At 41.1% G+C, this 15,764-nt stretch carries 18 protein-coding genes; 3 read left to right on the forward strand and 15 right to left on the reverse strand.

The window, feature by feature from the left end:
- Position 1: 1 nt before the first annotated feature.
- From H70737_RS17580 to H70737_RS17600, 5 genes are all read right to left on the reverse strand, one after another.
- Positions 2–877 carry an aldose 1-epimerase family protein gene (locus H70737_RS17580; RefSeq protein ID WP_042189247.1) on the reverse strand — a complete coding sequence of 292 codons (876 nt, stop codon included), beginning with the start codon at positions 875–877 and terminating at the stop codon, positions 2–4.
- Between the two features lie 375 nt (positions 878–1,252).
- Positions 1,253–2,131: a PhzF family phenazine biosynthesis protein gene (locus tag H70737_RS17585; protein WP_042189253.1), complete on the reverse strand. Its 879-nt coding sequence runs from the start codon at positions 2,129–2,131 to the stop codon at positions 1,253–1,255.
- 260 nt (positions 2,132–2,391) lie between these two features.
- Positions 2,392–2,715 carry a hypothetical protein gene (locus tag H70737_RS17590; protein WP_197071220.1) on the reverse strand — a complete coding sequence of 108 codons (324 nt, stop codon included), beginning with the start codon at positions 2,713–2,715 and terminating at the stop codon, positions 2,392–2,394.
- 367 nt (positions 2,716–3,082) lie between these two features.
- Positions 3,083–3,565 carry an NUDIX hydrolase gene (locus tag H70737_RS17595; RefSeq protein ID WP_052404336.1) on the reverse strand — a complete coding sequence of 161 codons (483 nt, stop codon included), beginning with the start codon at positions 3,563–3,565 and terminating at the stop codon, positions 3,083–3,085.
- 127 nt (positions 3,566–3,692) lie between these two features.
- Complete coding sequence (locus tag H70737_RS17600; RefSeq protein ID WP_042189257.1) at positions 3,693–4,685, reverse strand: phosphotransferase enzyme family protein; 993 nt, start codon at positions 4,683–4,685, stop codon at positions 3,693–3,695.
- 667 nt (positions 4,686–5,352) lie between these two features.
- On the opposite strand from H70737_RS17600, the gene rsgA reads away from it, so the two are divergent.
- Together rsgA and H70737_RS17610 are read left to right on the forward strand one after the other, a co-directional pair.
- A complete protein-coding gene (gene rsgA, locus H70737_RS17605; protein WP_042189259.1) occupies positions 5,353–6,426 on the forward strand; it encodes a ribosome small subunit-dependent GTPase A in 1,074 nt (357 codons plus the stop codon).
- Positions 6,423–7,439, forward strand: a complete 1,017-nt coding sequence (locus H70737_RS17610; RefSeq protein WP_042189260.1) for an aminoglycoside phosphotransferase family protein — start codon at positions 6,423–6,425, stop codon at positions 7,437–7,439. Before rsgA ends, H70737_RS17610 begins: the two co-directional genes overlap by 4 nt.
- Positions 7,440–7,627: 188 nt before the next feature.
- On the opposite strand, the gene H70737_RS17615 is transcribed toward H70737_RS17610, so the two are convergent.
- From H70737_RS17615 to H70737_RS17650, 8 genes are all read right to left on the reverse strand, one after another.
- On the reverse strand, positions 7,628–8,290 hold the full coding sequence (locus H70737_RS17615; protein ID WP_042189265.1) for a hypothetical protein: 663 nt from the start codon (positions 8,288–8,290) through the stop codon (positions 7,628–7,630).
- 153 nt (positions 8,291–8,443) lie between these two features.
- On the reverse strand, positions 8,444–9,244 hold the full coding sequence (locus H70737_RS17620) for an aminoglycoside 6-adenylyltransferase (protein ID WP_042189267.1): 801 nt from the start codon (positions 9,242–9,244) through the stop codon (positions 8,444–8,446).
- 2 nt (positions 9,245–9,246) lie between these two features.
- Entirely contained in the window at positions 9,247–9,480 is a 234-nt protein-coding gene (locus H70737_RS17625; RefSeq protein WP_042189269.1) for a hypothetical protein, read from the reverse strand.
- Positions 9,481–9,601: 121 nt separating this feature from the next.
- Positions 9,602–9,997: a phosphotransferase-like protein gene (locus tag H70737_RS17630; RefSeq protein ID WP_081951157.1), complete on the reverse strand. Its 396-nt coding sequence runs from the start codon at positions 9,995–9,997 to the stop codon at positions 9,602–9,604.
- 233 nt (positions 9,998–10,230) lie between these two features.
- The gene (locus H70737_RS17635; protein ID WP_042189271.1) at positions 10,231–10,680 is read right to left on the reverse strand and encodes a DUF1569 domain-containing protein; all 450 of its coding nucleotides are present in this window, start codon (positions 10,678–10,680) and stop codon (positions 10,231–10,233) included.
- 242 nt (positions 10,681–10,922) lie between these two features.
- Positions 10,923–11,333 carry a hypothetical protein gene (locus tag H70737_RS17640; protein WP_197071221.1) on the reverse strand — a complete coding sequence of 137 codons (411 nt, stop codon included), beginning with the start codon at positions 11,331–11,333 and terminating at the stop codon, positions 10,923–10,925.
- A gap of 431 nt (positions 11,334–11,764) precedes the next feature.
- On the reverse strand, positions 11,765–13,246 hold the full coding sequence (locus H70737_RS17645; protein ID WP_042189275.1) for a DUF4179 domain-containing protein: 1,482 nt from the start codon (positions 13,244–13,246) through the stop codon (positions 11,765–11,767).
- Positions 13,239–13,808: an RNA polymerase sigma factor gene (locus H70737_RS17650; protein WP_042189278.1), complete on the reverse strand. Its 570-nt coding sequence runs from the start codon at positions 13,806–13,808 to the stop codon at positions 13,239–13,241. Before H70737_RS17650 ends, H70737_RS17645 begins: the two co-directional genes overlap by 8 nt.
- A gap of 366 nt (positions 13,809–14,174) precedes the next feature.
- Between H70737_RS17650 and H70737_RS17655 the strand changes: the two genes are divergently transcribed.
- A complete protein-coding gene (locus H70737_RS17655) occupies positions 14,175–14,927 on the forward strand; it encodes a YdcF family protein (RefSeq protein ID WP_042189281.1) in 753 nt (250 codons plus the stop codon).
- Here H70737_RS17655 and ybaK read toward each other — a convergent pair.
- Entirely contained in the window at positions 14,916–15,389 is a 474-nt protein-coding gene (gene ybaK, locus H70737_RS17660) for a Cys-tRNA(Pro) deacylase (protein WP_042189283.1), read from the reverse strand. The genes H70737_RS17655 and ybaK overlap by 12 nt on opposite strands.
- A 96-nt stretch (positions 15,390–15,485) precedes the next feature.
- Positions 15,486–15,737, reverse strand: coding sequence for a YolD-like family protein (locus tag H70737_RS17665; RefSeq protein WP_042189285.1), 252 nt, complete (start codon positions 15,735–15,737; stop codon positions 15,486–15,488).
- Between the last annotated feature and the right edge of the window lie 27 nt (positions 15,738–15,764).

Consider the following 15,764-nt stretch of genomic DNA (forward strand, 5'->3'; position numbering starts at 1 on the left):
GTCAGTTGATTTCTATGGTCAGGGAGCTTGTGAAATTCGCCCCCGGCTCCAGGGTGATTATTCCCTCTTTAGCTTGAAGTTCACCTTCGAAGACGTCCATATCCGCTACTCCTTGCCAAGGCTCGATGCATATGAAGGGAGCGTTCAAAGGCTGCCAGATGCCGAGGTCGGGAAAACCCTTATAGCTGACAACTACGCTTTTGGAGGAGTGCTTGCTTCTAAGCGAAATCTGCCGAGAGCTCACATTTCGGAAAATCAATGCGCCTTCGGCGAACATTTCATGGGATAAAGGCAGGATGGTCTCTTGTTTCAGAACGGGCTCCGATTTGCCGCTGATCAGCAGGCCGTCCGAATTCAAGAACAACCTTTCAAGGTTTTCCGATTCAGCGAACTCCAGATAGTAATCGTTCAGGCTACCGTTGTCATCAAGCGGACAATTGAACGCCGGGTGGGTTCCGAGCTGGAAGAAGATATCCTGTTCATCGCTATTTTCCACCCGGTAACTAAGTTCCAGTGTGCTTGCATTTAGTTTATATGTAATATATAGGTTGAATTTAAAAGGATAACTGGCCAGGGTTTTCTCATCATAAGAGAGGCGGTAAACCGCGTGGGTGTCGCTTTCTTGGACCAGCGTAAATTCGCTGCGTCTGGCGAATCCATGATTGCCGATCTTATAGGCTTTGCAGTCCACCTTAATCTCTCCATTCCGGGCCGTACCAATAATGGGAAACAGCACCGGAGAACGGCCTGTCCAATACGTGGCGTCACCGCTCCAGATGTATTCAGCTTCCGGATCCAGCTTTCTGAAGCTGATCAGTTCCGCCCCAAGGGTATTAATCTCAGCTTCCGCCGAGCTGCTGCGCAAAATTTTATTCATTGTTGTACTCCCTTTCATACTTATAGTCCAGATACACATATTATATCAAAGTTCTTGAGGGAGTTGAGAAAAAGACAGCCAATTCATCAGCTGCCGTTTCTTCGTGCTTATTGAGCTATCGTGTCCCGTTAGTTCAATGAAACTACGTGTCGTTCACGATCCTTCAACGCAAACGGTCTAGCATTGCGGGAGGGGCTTGTTCGATGGCCTCGAGGAACGCAAAATGATCAAAATCAAGGAAAACGACAGGTTGGATGAAGAACTGTTAATCCGTCTGCTTACGCAAGCATCCTCTGCTATCTAGCCTCGCAGTAGCAAAATAAGCCTATTTTCCCCCTATGGTACGGTGGCTGCAAACAGGCTTTTTGATTCCGCTTATATCATGATATGTCTTCGTTCAATGCCAGCCACTGCACCGCCGACCCGAACCTGATTGATTTCACCGCTCTCACTCAGGCGCAATCCTGCCTTGATTTCAGAAGGACAATCCATCGAATACCCTTGCCTGAACATGACATTCTCTACCTCCCGCAAAGATCGTTGGCCATGTTGGTACAAATAGCTGAGCAGGGCACCGTTGGATGTTCCTGTCGCGCTCTCCTCGGGAATATCGTACAGCGGCGCAAAATTCCGGCATTCCGCAGCAGCATCGTCTGGAGTATCCATCGTGAACAGATGATATCCAACCACACCATATTTTTCGCTGATGGCGGTTATGGCATCAAAATTTGGCTGAACCTCATTCAAGAGCTTCCTGCTGCGGATCGGGATCATAATGTCCCGCAGGCCCGTCGAAACAATCTGGATCGGCAACCCGGTTTCCAGACCCTCGGCATCCATCCCCAAAGATGGGGCGATTTCCTCACAGGATATCCTTTCAAGAAATTGAGGTAAAGCCTGTGACAAATAAACAAGACCCTCGGAGCTAATATCGACATCCAGAATCCCTGCCTTGGTTTCTATCGAATAGGAGGTCCCTTCCTTTGACAAACCCAGCGAATGCATTAGTCCAAATGCAGCAATCGTGGCGTGTCCGCACAGATCAACTTCGCTGGCGGGGGTGAAATAGCGGATTTTGTAATCCGCAAGCAGAGATTTTTCCATAAAGGCCGTCTCCGAAAGGCCCAATTCCTTCGCTATGAGCTGCATTTCGGCAGCATCCAGAGAAAGGCCATCCTCCAAGACAACGCCTGCTGGATTACCGCCACGCTCCCCTTTCGCAAACGCATTTAACGTATACACTTCCACATTCATGTTCCGCTCTTCCTCTCTTTATCTTCAAAAAACCGATGTGCGCAACCGCACGTCCACTCGCATTCAAGATCTTCCTTTTATCAATTTATTACTAGGTAAAGACGACAGGAGCGATTGAATTGTTGCGTTAATCTGCCCGTTAGCGTAATGATGATCTGTCATCTATGGTACGGTTCTACTTAATGGCGCGGCGAATTAATTTCATAAAGCACCCTCAATGCTTATAATATTCTAGCACGTAATCTTGCTTATGCAGAGTGTTAATGCCCACGGATGTCAAGATCACTTAATGGATAGTTACTACTGCCCCAAGTATAAACAATATAATAGTTAATTAGTTTTTCATCTGCTTTCAATGCTTTGAATTTCAAGTTACCATTAAGAAAATCAATGTTATTACTCACTTGTTTTTCAACGATGTAACTCCACTCATTCTCGCGATACTTTGAATAAAAATGATTTAATTCTTCTAAAGTTAGTTCCGATTTGATTAAAATAGCGCCAAAAAATTGCATTCCATTTCCATTCCCAATTAATTTTCCAGCTGATGATAAATCATCTATCAATTCAATTTTGTCTGGCAAAGATACTTTTACTAGATCTTTTTTATGGAATATGCAATATAATTGTTAATAAATGGAGTGGATACGACTAGTAAAACAAGAGCAACTACTGCAATTATTAAAATGATTATGAATGTTTTCTTCAAGTTAACACCTCTCTCAAAAAATATAAATATCCTACCGAACCACACAGGTTCAATACACTTAGAAACCCCTTTTTATTACGCTATGACAGTATAGACGTTAGACATTTTTTAAATTTCAATTTAATGGTATATAATCCAATATCAACATTTCTGTTACTCAGCTAACCTGCCCGTTAGTTGAACAAATAAAAAACGGCTGCCGAAGCAACCACTATTCCACTAACGTGTCCCGCTAGGTTAAATCAAGACCCTTTAAAAGCCAATAAATCTTTTGTGTTAATATGTTTAATATCAGAAATTTGCCCACTTGTAAGCATCTCATAAAGACCGTCAGGAACAAGTTTATACTGAATGTTTTCTTCAAAATCATATAAGTTCTTCCAAACAGCTATAAACTTTTTGTCCCCCTCAATCCCTTCAAATTCATTCTTGTTATAGTTATCCATTCGACTAAAGCTCGCTTCATAAATAAAATCATATTCATGTCCAATTTCTCCGTACCAAGGGAAGATGTGCTCGATAATCCCTATCAATTTTGGTTCAATAATATCAATATTAATTTCCTCTTTTACTTCTCGTATTACAGCTGATTTGCTATCTTCCCCATACTCAATCGTGCCACCAACTGGGCGAAATGTAATGATACCATCTTCTTCCGGGAATTGTTCAAGTAATATTGATTCTCTTCTTTTAATAATGCAAAGTGAACAAGCTCTATATCGCAAATTTTTCACTCCTCATAGTATTTTATTTTTCAAATATATTCCATATAAGCATTGCGTTATCCTGCCCGTTAGTTGAGAAACAGCAGCCAATTAACTTGGCTGCCGTTTATTCATGTTTATGCTCTTTTTAACTTATAAAATTTAAGATATCATCGGGTTCAATCAGTGAAATATTGTTTTCCATATTATATCGGGCACGCTTCAAGAACTCCCTAGACCAACCATCGAGTGCTTCAATATTTCCGTTTCGATAGAGAGCTGAATAAAGGATAGCTTGTCTCAAATCCATAAATAGTGGTAAGTCTCTTAACAATCTTATATCAATCGTATTTTCCTTTTCGTAACCTTCCAAGAACGAAGTTAGATACCTTTTCACAAAAGTTGGAACATCTTCATCTGGACTAGGCACTGCAATACCATAGAATAAGTTAACAGAAATATCTTGCGTGAACCATCCATATTGACATTCATCGAAGTCAAATACAGCGATGCTTCCATTTAGTTGAACTGTATAGTTACCAAAACAAAAATCACCATGAATAAGTCCAAAATTTTCACTATCACGTGATAATTTATGGATACTCTGCATCAAGGATTCAAAATGAGCGATTACAAGGCTCTGGGAAGAAGGAATATATGTTATGAATTCTTGAAGATAACTATTTTCATGCCAGTCGTATCGTGTTATCTCGGCTGTACTAGGAACATATTTTTTAGCTAGTGCGTGCATTCTCCCTGCAATTTCTCCCAATTTATTAAACTCTTCATTTTGAGATATTTCATCACTCCATGAGGCACCAAGCCCTTTTTGGAATGCTACAACAAAAAAACCATCCATCTTTTCAATTAGCTCGCCGTTACTTGATTTCACTGGAGTGGATACTGGAACACCGTTTTTCGCAAGATATTGTATCCATTCTAATTCACCATGTATAAGCTCCAGCGTCCTGTGAGATTCATGTATTATCCGAATGATGAGATTACGTGCTTTGTTTTTACTACCATAGGTAAAGTTTTGATTCTTCCCCAATAAAATTAACTCTTCAGGTATGAACCCATACCTTTTTGCTGCTTCAACTACAATCTTATCCGTAAAAAAGGCTTCAATTGTTGGATTCATATTTCACCTCATTATTTTTAATTCAAAGTGTTATCTCCATTCTAGTTCATTCTCTATTAGCACTTCTTTCCTCGAAGATTTTTCACGATAGTATTTTCCATTTTTCTACCTATTTCCATATATGCATAAAAAGAAGATAGACATTAGGTTTTATTTGTAAATAACTGCCACGTAACCTGCCGATTAGTTCAATGATTAATTACTAGTATTCAATGAGTTTCTTGTCAATTCCTGCAATTTCGCCGATCTTTCATATACCCTCCCATAGATTATTGACTTAACATCAGTAGGTACTTTCTTTCGTACTCCACTACGATTTGGAGAAAAGTAAGAATTGATTTTTTTTCCAAAATACGTTATTTTATAGAAAGCTTAGCGATAAGCAAGTTCCTGACACGAAGGGAGATGTGTTTTAATGGCAACTACTTATATGGTGGTTTGGTCTTAAAACTGAATAGTAGGCATACGCGAAAAAAGCGGGGAAACGCCCCTATTATTTGGTATGCCATCCGAAGTAACCTTTCGTGAATATTGCTGTTTGCAAGATACGATGAAGGTCGTGTCTTTTTTGCGTCCTGATGCCGCGTGACAGCAGCTTCTTTAGAGGCTGCTTGTACGTGGCATTTTTGCGTCCAAAAACAACATTAAAGGAGCTAACAAAAAAACTATGATAAATCTGAAAACCTATGGCTATACAGAAATAGAAGCAATTCCCGACGGATTATTGCCCGGCAGGGTGACAGAGCTTCGGCGCGAGCGCTTCACGGTCATGACCGAGCGCGGCGAAGTAACGGCGGTGCTCAAAGGAGCATTCTATCACAGCGTGGAAACACACGTAGATTTTCCGTGCGTCGGTGATTTTGTCTTGCTGCACTTCAACGAGAGCGGAGATTCTCTCATCGTTACGGTATTGCCCCGTCGCTCCAAGTTCTCACGCGCGGATTACTCAGGGCATGCTGTAGGCTATGCCAAAACCATCCGGGAACAAGTAGTCGCGACTAATTTTGACTATGTATTTATCCTTACTTCTCTGAATTGGGATTTCAACATTACACGCATCATGCGGTACCTGACACAAGCTAGACAGAGCGGCGGTCAGCCGGTCATCATTCTAACCAAGTCTGATCTCGTTGAAGATTATAATCTCACGCTCGCAGAAGTCACACAAAGCATCTCTGATGTTCCTGTTCACGCGATCTGCAGCCATACCGGCCAGGGGCTGAACGAGCTTGATCCCTACTTGATGCCTGGTAAAACAGTCGTCTTTCTCGGCATGTCCGGCGTCGGCAAATCGTCTCTGCTCAATGCATTGATAGAACAGGAAGTAATGAAAGTTCAGGCGATTCGGGAGGTTGACAGCCGGGGGCGGCATACGACAACGCACCGTCAGCTGTTCATGCTCCCCTCCGGTACGATGGTCATCGATACGCCGGGTATGCGTGAGCTCGGGCTTTTTGATGCCGGTGAAGGCATACGCGCAAGCTTTACCGATGTGGAGGATTGGTTCCCGCAATGCCGGTTTGCAGATTGCCGCCATCAGGGCGAGCCGGGCTGTGCCGTTCTCGCCGCGCTTGCCGACGGTTCGTTGCCGCGTGAACGGTGGGAGTATTATGTTGCCCAGCAGCATGAGCACAAGTATGTCCAGGATAAAACAAGCTACCTCATCGACAAGAGGGCTCGAAATAAAACGATAGCTATGTCAAGCAAGCAAACGAAGAAAAACGGAGGATGGAAGAAATGAATATTAAATTTGAAACGCTGATCTATGCTTTAAGCCGACAGTTCAAGAAGGATATTATCTCGGCTGACTGCCAAACCATGCCTTTACAGGGCGGAACTGTGGGAAATGTGCACCTGATAAACGGGATCGCCAAAACCGCAGATGGTGAAAAAATGCCGTACCGTATCGTGCTGAAAATTCAAAAGAAATGGGAACGTTACAACGATCCGGATTCCTGGCGCCGGGAATATGATCTCTATATGTCTGACTTGGGAATGACGTTCTCGGATACCTTCCGCTGGCCGACATGTTACCATGCGGAGATAAATGCCGAAGAAAATGAATTCCAGCTGTGGCTGGAATATATCGATGGCGTAACCGGTTTAGACTTAACCGGTGACATGTATGAAGAGGCGGCGCTGGAGTTAGGACGCTATCAAGGCAAGCTGTATGCGGAGAAGCCCGCTGTGCTGCAGAGCCTGACAAACCTGAGCCATGCAGATCTCATGAAGAATACGTATCTGCATTACCGGTCGTGGCCAGTCGTCTACGATTATATACGCTCGGAGGACTGCGAATTCCCGCAGCACATGCGGCAAATGCTCATCGACATCGATGAGCACGCAGATGAGATACTCGCCCGCATCGAGCAATTGCCCCTAGTGCTATGCCACCGGGACTTCTGGGTGACCAACCTGATCTATGCCGACGGAAAAATCGCACTCATCGACTGGGATACATGCGGTTGGGGCTACATGGGTGAGGATCTCGCAAGCTTGATTGCGGATGAAGCTGATATCGATCACATGGTCGAATACTACCAACGATGTGTCCCTGCGTATTACAAAGGTTTTTCGGAGTATGCAGATGCATCCCCTATCGCCGATAATTGCGTCTTCGAATTGATCCTTCTCATATTCGGGTACAGGCTTGTAGAGTGGTATCTCCACACAGAGAGCGATGACGAGAAAACAAAGTGTCTTCATACGCTTCAAAAAATCCATGAAATGAAGACTAGCCCTGCGCAGGGTTGACTCTAAAAAAAGAACTCCGAAACCCCTTGAATATAGTGGGTTTTCGGAGTTTCTTTCATTACTCTCATTCGGTGAATCGACAATGGAAATAAAGTCCTAGACTGTCACTACTCCACTTAACTAACGTGTTCTGTTAGCGAAAAAGTTATTGTTAACAGTCTTTTTTATAGGACTACAAAGATTCTAGTTTAATGAATTGTTGATTCGAGAACTCTGTCCAGATCATGTGATGCTTCAATAATGGCTGGCTCCAAATTACTCAACCATTCGGAATACTCTAAACGTGTTACCATGGATGGATCCTTCCTTAGCTCCTTGCATCTCTTCAAATTCTCTTTCCATCCGCTACTAAGATGTAAAAGCCCCCAGTCTGCTGCCTGGCTTTTAGACAAGTTGACACCTTCCTGCCACCAAGCTATAAATTTAGAAGCTAATAGGAGCCAGTCGACGGAATGTAGACTATTTCCCTTGCCAAACTTCCGCATACACTTGGCATATTCCTTAAAAAAACTAATGAACTCTTCCTTCGAATACGATGGAATATTGTCTAGATGGGACTCACCATACAACAAGATACTCTGCTCCTTGATCGTGTACAGGGTGAACAGGTCTAATTGATTTTCCGTCCAGACGGATTCGCGCTTTGTTCCCCACCATAAGCCACTGCCCTTTTCCCCACTCAGCATATTAATCGTAAGAAAGGCACCCTCAAGCATATCGGTATAGAGGTTGGGGGTTTGTCTATCGACGGATCTTCTAAAAAGGGATGATCTATAATTGGATCTTTGTTTGTTTAAAAGTTCGATTTCATTTTGGTTACGGTCCTCTCCAATTACAACGAGAAAATCCAAATCCCCGTATCCACAAATATAGACAAAGATTGCTCAAGTGTTTCGTCTACAAATGATTGGATAAACAATTCAATCGCTCCATTTTGTATTTCTATTTTCAGTAGCGTTCGCGTAGTTATGTATCTGCGATCACTCACAATAACCCAGTAATGCTTATAGGTTGGTATCCGCTAAACTTTCGCCTTCTTTAGATTGTAATAGCATGACATGAGCCTCTGCTACGGCATTACGAAACAACTTATCTGTCAATTCAATGCGATCTACTATATCTTCTAAGGTTTTTACACCATATAGCTTTTCCAGGATTAGTACCACTTCGACAGGAAAATCCCGAGATGCATGAACCAAGAAGCTGTCAGCTTGGAATGGTGTATAGATTATCCGAAGTACATCTACAAGTGGATTCACAACATACTTATGATAGTAAATCAACGACTCTAAAAAAAGCCCGCGTTTGGTATATTTGACAGCTCGGTTCCTTTGACTGTAAATACCCTGAGCACGTATCAATTGTGATTGAAGTTGTGAATGGTGTGTCGTGTGATCAACGTTTTGATACTTCACGATACCAGTCTTATCTATCAATATAACGGGTACGACAGTTTTGTCTTCGTTAATGAATAAAACAGGGACACTCTCACTTTGGATCGTCACGTCAACTAAGAGACTATCTGATGACTCCTGTAGGTGGTAAACCTTGTAGCGGTTATTTGTGGGTCGACCAGTTTCTTCATAGGCAATATCTACTTTTCCTAATCGACGCATACAGGCATCCAACCGGGTAATTGCAGAATCTATGCAGCCTTCTTTTGTATAGCACACCAAATCGATATCAGAATACTCGTCCAAAGTTTTAGTACCATCTGAACCCTCTAGCCAGATAGCTAAAATATAATTTTCAATTCCAAGGTCTGATACAATTGCGTTTAGAATGGTCTCACGGTTAATCGTCATAGCTAAACCTCCCATGTATTTTCATCTAATAATAGTTTTATCACCGGTTCACTCCTGTCATTACTGCAGGTAGGATTTTCGTTATGATCAACGAACACTTTTCCAGATTGATTTCGCTCAATTACGGAATATGCAAACACAGGTTCATATGCTAGATTTTTCAACAGTGGCAGAACGTGTGCGTAGTTTTCTTTAGATAATTCTATCATTTCATCTCTCCCTTCAAATTTCATCATTAGATAAGTTCCTTGTTAAATTAACCTGAACACAGTTGAACAAATAAAAACGGCTGCCGAAGCAACCGCTATTATACTAACCTTCCCCGTTACCGGAATGTGTCACCTCGGTCATAGTAATTTAAACTTCATCTTCAAATATACTTTTTAAAATCAAATCTGCGCATTCTTCGGAAGTGTTTAAATGTGTGTTGACTGTACAATTATACCGGATATCTTTTGCCATGATTTTGTGTTGCCAATCAGATTGGTCTTCGGTTCTATTTTCTCGTGCAATATTTCTCTGACGGCAAATGTCTAAAGGGCAAAACACTTCAACAATGTATAATGGGTAACCAGAAAATATATTGTTCACTTTTTCATAATGCGGTTTCAACTCAGGCCTTTCTACCATAATGCCATCAATAAGTACATTTTTACCATGGTCAGAAAATAATTTGGCTGTATGATACATCATGATAATTGCTTCACTTAAATACTTCCAATAATCTTCACGAAGATAACGTTCACCTATCATTTAACTGTAAAGCATCTCTGTTAATACCCCTAATTAATTCAATTAATCTCATTTTAATATTTAAACTGTAAGTCTGGAAATAAAAAACAACTATAATTGAACTATACTACCGTTAGTGAACAAATAAAAAACGGCTGCCGAAGCAACCGCTATTCCTCTATCGAGTCCCGTTAGCACAGCGAAGTGTTGTTACTGCACTAAACTGAACAATTATTAATCATTGCGAAAAAATACTAAGCACCAAATTGTCTTAAATGATGGTCTAGATGTTTATAAATCCCTTTACCCCATTGCTCAGGAGTAAACTTGCCAAAAAAAGGATGCGGATGGGATGAACATTTCTCCGGACCGTTTCTTTGGAAAGTTAAAATCTTTTGTTTCAGTTTTTCTTTTTCTGTCATAAAGTCTCTTTCATCTACAATAAGTATGGTCGGAATTGTTGACATATTGTGTGGTACCGGCTTGTCATTATAGAAAATAGAATTCACAAACCTTCCTATTAACCTTCCTAGCCAATATCTAGGGGGAAAGGAATTTCCCAATGCGATATCTTGAAATGCTGAGCAGTGAGCCAACATTTGAGCAACATTCATTGTTCCCCATTGTGGTTTTGAATTTGGACTTAAATTCTCGATACGGTTCAGTATTTCCGCTGTATGCAATTCATTATATATATTTTCCATTGGCACGCTCCATTAAATTTATCTGAGGAAGTTCATATATGGTGTAGACCGATGCGATTTCCTGCATAATCTAGAACCTTCTGGTTTGTCTATTATATTTATAATTGCTTCAGTACAATTCGACAGCACGTTGTCATTCTAATATTTACCATTTCCCATCAATCTATTCTTTGCTCACTATCCTGCCCATTAGTTGAACAAATAAAAAACAGCTGCCTAAGCAACCGCTAATCTACTAACGTTTACCTATGTCGTCCCTCATCAACCCTATTCTTCGCCACTACTCTTATATCTTCGTCATCATCGTTCAATAAAATAGTTAAAACTCGAAATGTCGCTTTTTTGTTATAGACAATTCGTTTTCTAACTGAGCTATCTAAATCTTTTGCCAGTTTCATTTGTAAACTTTCTGGTAGTCGATTTTTTGTAGCAACATTAAATCTAACCCTTTCATCTGCATCGTCAGCTAGAATTTCCATAATCTCAACAGGAATTGATTTATTATGTGCTACCCATTCACGCATTTCAGGGTACGTTTCAATTACTTGTAACCAAACCTCAAAAGGTGCTTCATCCCATGCAGCCTTCAGATATTCCTCCATGTTATCACTAAGCCTTAACCTTACAAATTCTTCAGCCGAATTAATCATCATTCAACCCCGATAAACAGATTTATTCACATTTTAACATAAAAATTTAGTTCAACTAACCTGCCGTTAGTTGAACAAATAAAAAACGGCTGCCGAAGCAACCGCTATCGGTTAACTTTCATCTTTGAAATGATAATGTTCATGATGGATCGTATCCATTCCAACCAACTTACTACTCTTTCTATGGTAATATGCGAAGTTATTATTTCGGAAAATCAGTTGAAGCATCAGCAACGAAAATCCCCCAAACATAATCATTTGGCATATAATTCACCCATCTCCTTTACCGCTCAATAAGACAAAGAGCAGCTGCCGCGGCGATCTGCTCCTTGTTTTAAGTAACTATAGTTCCCCGTTAGTTGAACAGACTCGAACGGCTGCTACAAGACACTGTTAAACAATTAAAAGGTCATGATTTTCCGCTTTCGCTTTTCTTATTTGTCTTCTTTTGGCATTGGCAATGGTACTTTCCAATCCAGGTCATAGCTCTTTTTTGCCAATTCTGAAGTAAGACTGAGCTTTTGAGGGAGTTCTTTCATTTCATCACTTTGCAATTTTATTCGGATATGGTTTCTGCCTTGTTCATCCTTTCCCATCATTTTAAAATCTCCACCTGTTACATTGAATATTTTGCCCTTTTCATCTTCTATAGTCCAACCAAAACGATTAATAATTTTATCTGTGTCATCATCCATTAAAATCGTATCTGCTACATTAATATATGATATATCCTTTAAATAAGCCTCTAGCAAAATAGTAGCGTGCTTCTCATTCTTTGGAGATGCTTCATTTAATGGTTCGTCAAAGGTTACGGACATGATCTCAATCGTTTTGCCATCCTCATCTACTCTTACAGATTTTTCAGCAAGCTGTTTTGGCTCAAATGATACACGTAGCTCATACGGTTCTGTTTTTTCTAAAGAATCCAATACAAGTGTATATTGGTGATCAGGAGACAGTGGAGCAAATCCATACTTCCGATTGGAATGACCGTATTCTCCCACAGCCTTGCGTGGAATATCAAGCGCCCTAGTTAAATCTTTTACTTTCTCTCCTTTTTCATTTTCAACATGAAAATTCAGTTTATAATCATCATAGCGAACATAAGGATCAACTGAATCTAGTTTTCCTTTCACTTGTTTACTTTCCTCTACTAATCTTTTCTTTGCCTCTTCCGTCCATTTCGTTTCATAATCCACACGAGCAGCAGTCGGTGAATGCATAATGCTATTTAGATTGATTTGCAGTCCCTGTGGTGTAGTATACGTTTTATCGATTGGTAGCACCTTGGATGCCTTAATTGCTTTTTCTAAATCAATAGGAATCTGTAAGGCCCAATTTCCTTTAACAGAGTCGATCTGATTCCCCTCAAACTGTAATAAAAGGTTTTGATCTTCTGTTTCCCCCGGTTTTTTTAGAGTGAGATATCCGTAATTTTCTTGGATTTCTACCATATACGTTTTAGTTTCTTTAATCACATTCCCTTTCAAATCTGTTACCTCTACGTTACTTATGTGAAGCTTATCCGGATGAATAAAGTTCTTTTGCTGATCCTTGATCGAATAAACAGCCACAATTCTCATCGGATCAGCCAATATCTCCTCTATTTCAAGAGTATAGCCCCGATCAGTAACAGAGACATTTACCTTCTGTGAAAAACCTTCCTGTGCTGCATATTGCAGTTCTTTATCAGAACCATTAAATAGCGATTTAACATAGGCCGCAAAGGTAGGACTCACCGATATCGTTAGAAGCAAAGCGCAGCTGATTAAGACAGGAAGTACCAAAGTGCCTAGTAAACGCGACCTTTTTCTTTTATAGGCTACCACTTGGTCAGGAATCACAAAACTAGGCTGATCCAATTCTCCAGCAACATTTTTTAGAGTTTGTGCAATTTGTTTGTCAAGATTAGTCATGCATGTTCACTCCCATCTCGGTAAATACCTGTGTTTCTTTGTTTACTTGTATTTTTTCAGCAATTAACTTTCTGGCCTTATGTAGCCTTGATTTTACCGTTCCCTCAAATACACCAAGGATTTTTGCAATTTCAGCTATACTAAACTCCTCATAATAGTAAAGGATAACTACTGAGCGATGTTTCAGCGTCATCATCTGAATCGCTCGCCAAATCTGTTGCTCTTTCTCCTTTTGAAGAATACTCTCCAATGGGTTTTGCCCAGGGTCAATAGAGTCCAAATATTCTTCCGTTTTTTTCTTTCTACGCACCATATTAAGTGCACGATGTGTCACAATTTTTATAAACCAAGCTCGAAACGATGTCCCTTTTCGTTCATCATATCGATAAAGTGATTGATACGCTTCCCATAGTGCTTCTTGAACGGCATCCTGAGCTAGATGATAATCATGGACGATCAAAAAAGCGACTCGAAATGCACTAGTTAAGTGAGGTTGAACAAGTGTTTCAAAATCAACTTGACCTCCTTCCTTGGGTATTGGAAAATGATGATTTTCTTTCACTTAAAAGACCTCCTCGTTTTTCCTTTCACTTCTTATTCACCAGTTCTCGTATTTTGGTTCATAAAAAGAGGAAAAAACTTTTCCCTCACTTGGGTGAACTGCTACTTGCGAGGTTATCAATAAATTCCTCCTTCTTATCGGTGGCACTCAAATATATACTGCAGCGAAAACTAAAAAGGTTGGGGAATTTAGAAAAATTTATTCAACTATCCTTCCCTTTAGCTTAATGCCGCTCCCAATCTAGTTCTAGATTAGGCTTCTCATCAAATAAAAAAAGACCGTTTCGGTCTTTTGTACAACTTCGAACACCCCAACTCATGTTACAATACAACCTGAACTCATACTTTACGAAGGCGGTTGATACTGTTGATTTACATCATCAAATTTGTATACAGCTTTGTGCTTCCTCCAGGACTTTTCATCCTACTTCTGCTCGGTCTTGTCATTTGGTTATGGAAAAAGAACCGTCGCCCTGCGATTGCCCTGCTTGGCGTTACACTGCTTATGTATTTCTCCATGACTTCCTTAGTCAGCGATGCGTTAATCGGAGGTTTAGAACGAAAATATCCTCAACCGGATACATTGCAAGGAGATGTCATCGTTGTTCTTGGTGGAGGTGCAAGCTCTGGGACACCGGATATTGATGGCGAGGGCAACTTATATGGATCAGCAGCGAATCGGCTAATTACATCTGTACGACTACATAATGCAAGTGGTTTACCCATCCTATTCTCTGGTGGACAAGTCTTCTCCGACAGCGGCAATGAAGCGGATATCGCCAAAAGACAACTCCTTGGACTCGGTGTCCCCGAAGAGGATATCCTGACCGACAATCAATCTCTTAACACGGAGCAGAATGCTGTAAACACCGCCGCAATCCTACAAGAGAAGGGACTTAAGCGTCCTGTACTAGTCACATCAGGGTTTCATATGCCCCGCTCGATGCAGCACTTCAAGAATGCAGGGCTAACAGCGCAAGCTTTTCCTACAGATTATATCGCCAGCGCTGAATTTTCGTTGCAACCCTCAAAGTTCACTCCTTCGCCAGGAGCCATGTCGACTACAGGCACAGCCTTGAAGGAGTATTTAGGTCTTCTTGTTGCTCATCTATTTAATTAGATCTGTGAATTTTGCATTTGTTACCCCTGCAAGAAGCTGCGGTGATACATCCATTTGTTGACCAATTTTCCCGGCGCTAACGGCTATCGTTTCCTGACTTTCTGCGCTGCTATCAATGAACGTCGGATATAGCTTTTTCATACCGACTGGTGAACATCCACCACGGATATAACCCGTCCACTTCTGCAAGTCCTTCACTGGCAGCATCTCAATCTTTTTCTCTCCGGCGGCCTTGGCCGCCTTTTTGAGATCCAGCTCCTCAGCAACCGGTATAACAAATACATAAAGATTTGCTCCGCTATGAGCGACCAAAGTTTTAAAAACCGTCTCTGCCGCCTTTCCAATCTTCTCCGCAACTGCCGTACCATGGATTAGTCCATCCTCGTTGTCATAAACAAACACTTCATATCCAATTTTCTTCGCATCTAGCATTCGCATCGCGTTGGTTTTGGTTACTGCCATATCTGATCTACCTCTCTTTAATCTATTCGATACTATATGGTCAAAGAGGCCCCAAAGCCAACATGGCTTACAGGACCTCTTATTGCTGCGTTCCCATTAATCTCTGGGATAATTAACTTGCATAATATCCATAAACGGAACTTTTTCGATACCTTCGTTTTTACTGATGTGTACTTTTCCTGTCCGCGAGTCCATTTCTACAATCGTTCCGCGCACCTGTTCTTCTTTTCCCCATACGGTCAATAAAATCTCAGAACCTTCTTGCTTCGCTTCAACTAGCTGATTGCCTAGCTCCTCAAGTACAAATTCATCTCTTGTGGGCCGCTTGGCCACTTTTGCTTTTGCCACTCTACTCCTCCAATAAGCGATTACAGG

Origin of the sequence: Paenibacillus sp. FSL H7-0737, from assembly GCF_000758545.1 — a bacterium.
GTDB lineage: Bacteria > Bacillota > Bacilli > Paenibacillales > Paenibacillaceae > Paenibacillus_AQ.

Excerpts from the sequence above, each read along its gene's own strand:
- H70737_RS17580 (WP_042189247.1), bottom strand. The coding sequence starts at position 877 with ATGAATAAAATTTTGCGCAGCAGCTCGGCGGAAGCTGAGATTAATACC.
- H70737_RS17585 (WP_042189253.1), bottom strand. The coding sequence starts at position 2,131 with ATGAATGTGGAAGTGTATACGTTAAATGCGTTTGCGAAAGGGGAGCGT.
- H70737_RS17600 (WP_042189257.1), bottom strand. The coding sequence starts at position 4,685 with ATGAATCCAACAATTGAAGCCTTTTTTACGGATAAGATTGTAGTTGAA.
- rsgA (WP_042189259.1), top strand. The coding sequence starts at position 5,353 with ATGATAAATCTGAAAACCTATGGCTATACAGAAATAGAAGCAATTCCC.
- H70737_RS17610 (WP_042189260.1), top strand. The coding sequence starts at position 6,423 with ATGAATATTAAATTTGAAACGCTGATCTATGCTTTAAGCCGACAGTTC.
- H70737_RS17620 (WP_042189267.1), bottom strand. The coding sequence starts at position 9,244 with ATGACGATTAACCGTGAGACCATTCTAAACGCAATTGTATCAGACCTT.
- H70737_RS17625 (WP_042189269.1), bottom strand. The coding sequence starts at position 9,480 with ATGATGAAATTTGAAGGGAGAGATGAAATGATAGAATTATCTAAAGAA.
- H70737_RS17630 (WP_081951157.1), bottom strand. The coding sequence starts at position 9,997 with ATGATAGGTGAACGTTATCTTCGTGAAGATTATTGGAAGTATTTAAGT.
- H70737_RS17635 (WP_042189271.1), bottom strand. The coding sequence starts at position 10,680 with ATGGAAAATATATATAATGAATTGCATACAGCGGAAATACTGAACCGT.
- H70737_RS17640 (WP_197071221.1), bottom strand. The coding sequence starts at position 11,333 with ATGATGATTAATTCGGCTGAAGAATTTGTAAGGTTAAGGCTTAGTGAT.
- H70737_RS17645 (WP_042189275.1), bottom strand. The coding sequence starts at position 13,246 with ATGACTAATCTTGACAAACAAATTGCACAAACTCTAAAAAATGTTGCT.
- ybaK (WP_042189283.1), bottom strand. The coding sequence starts at position 15,389 with ATGGCAGTAACCAAAACCAACGCGATGCGAATGCTAGATGCGAAGAAA.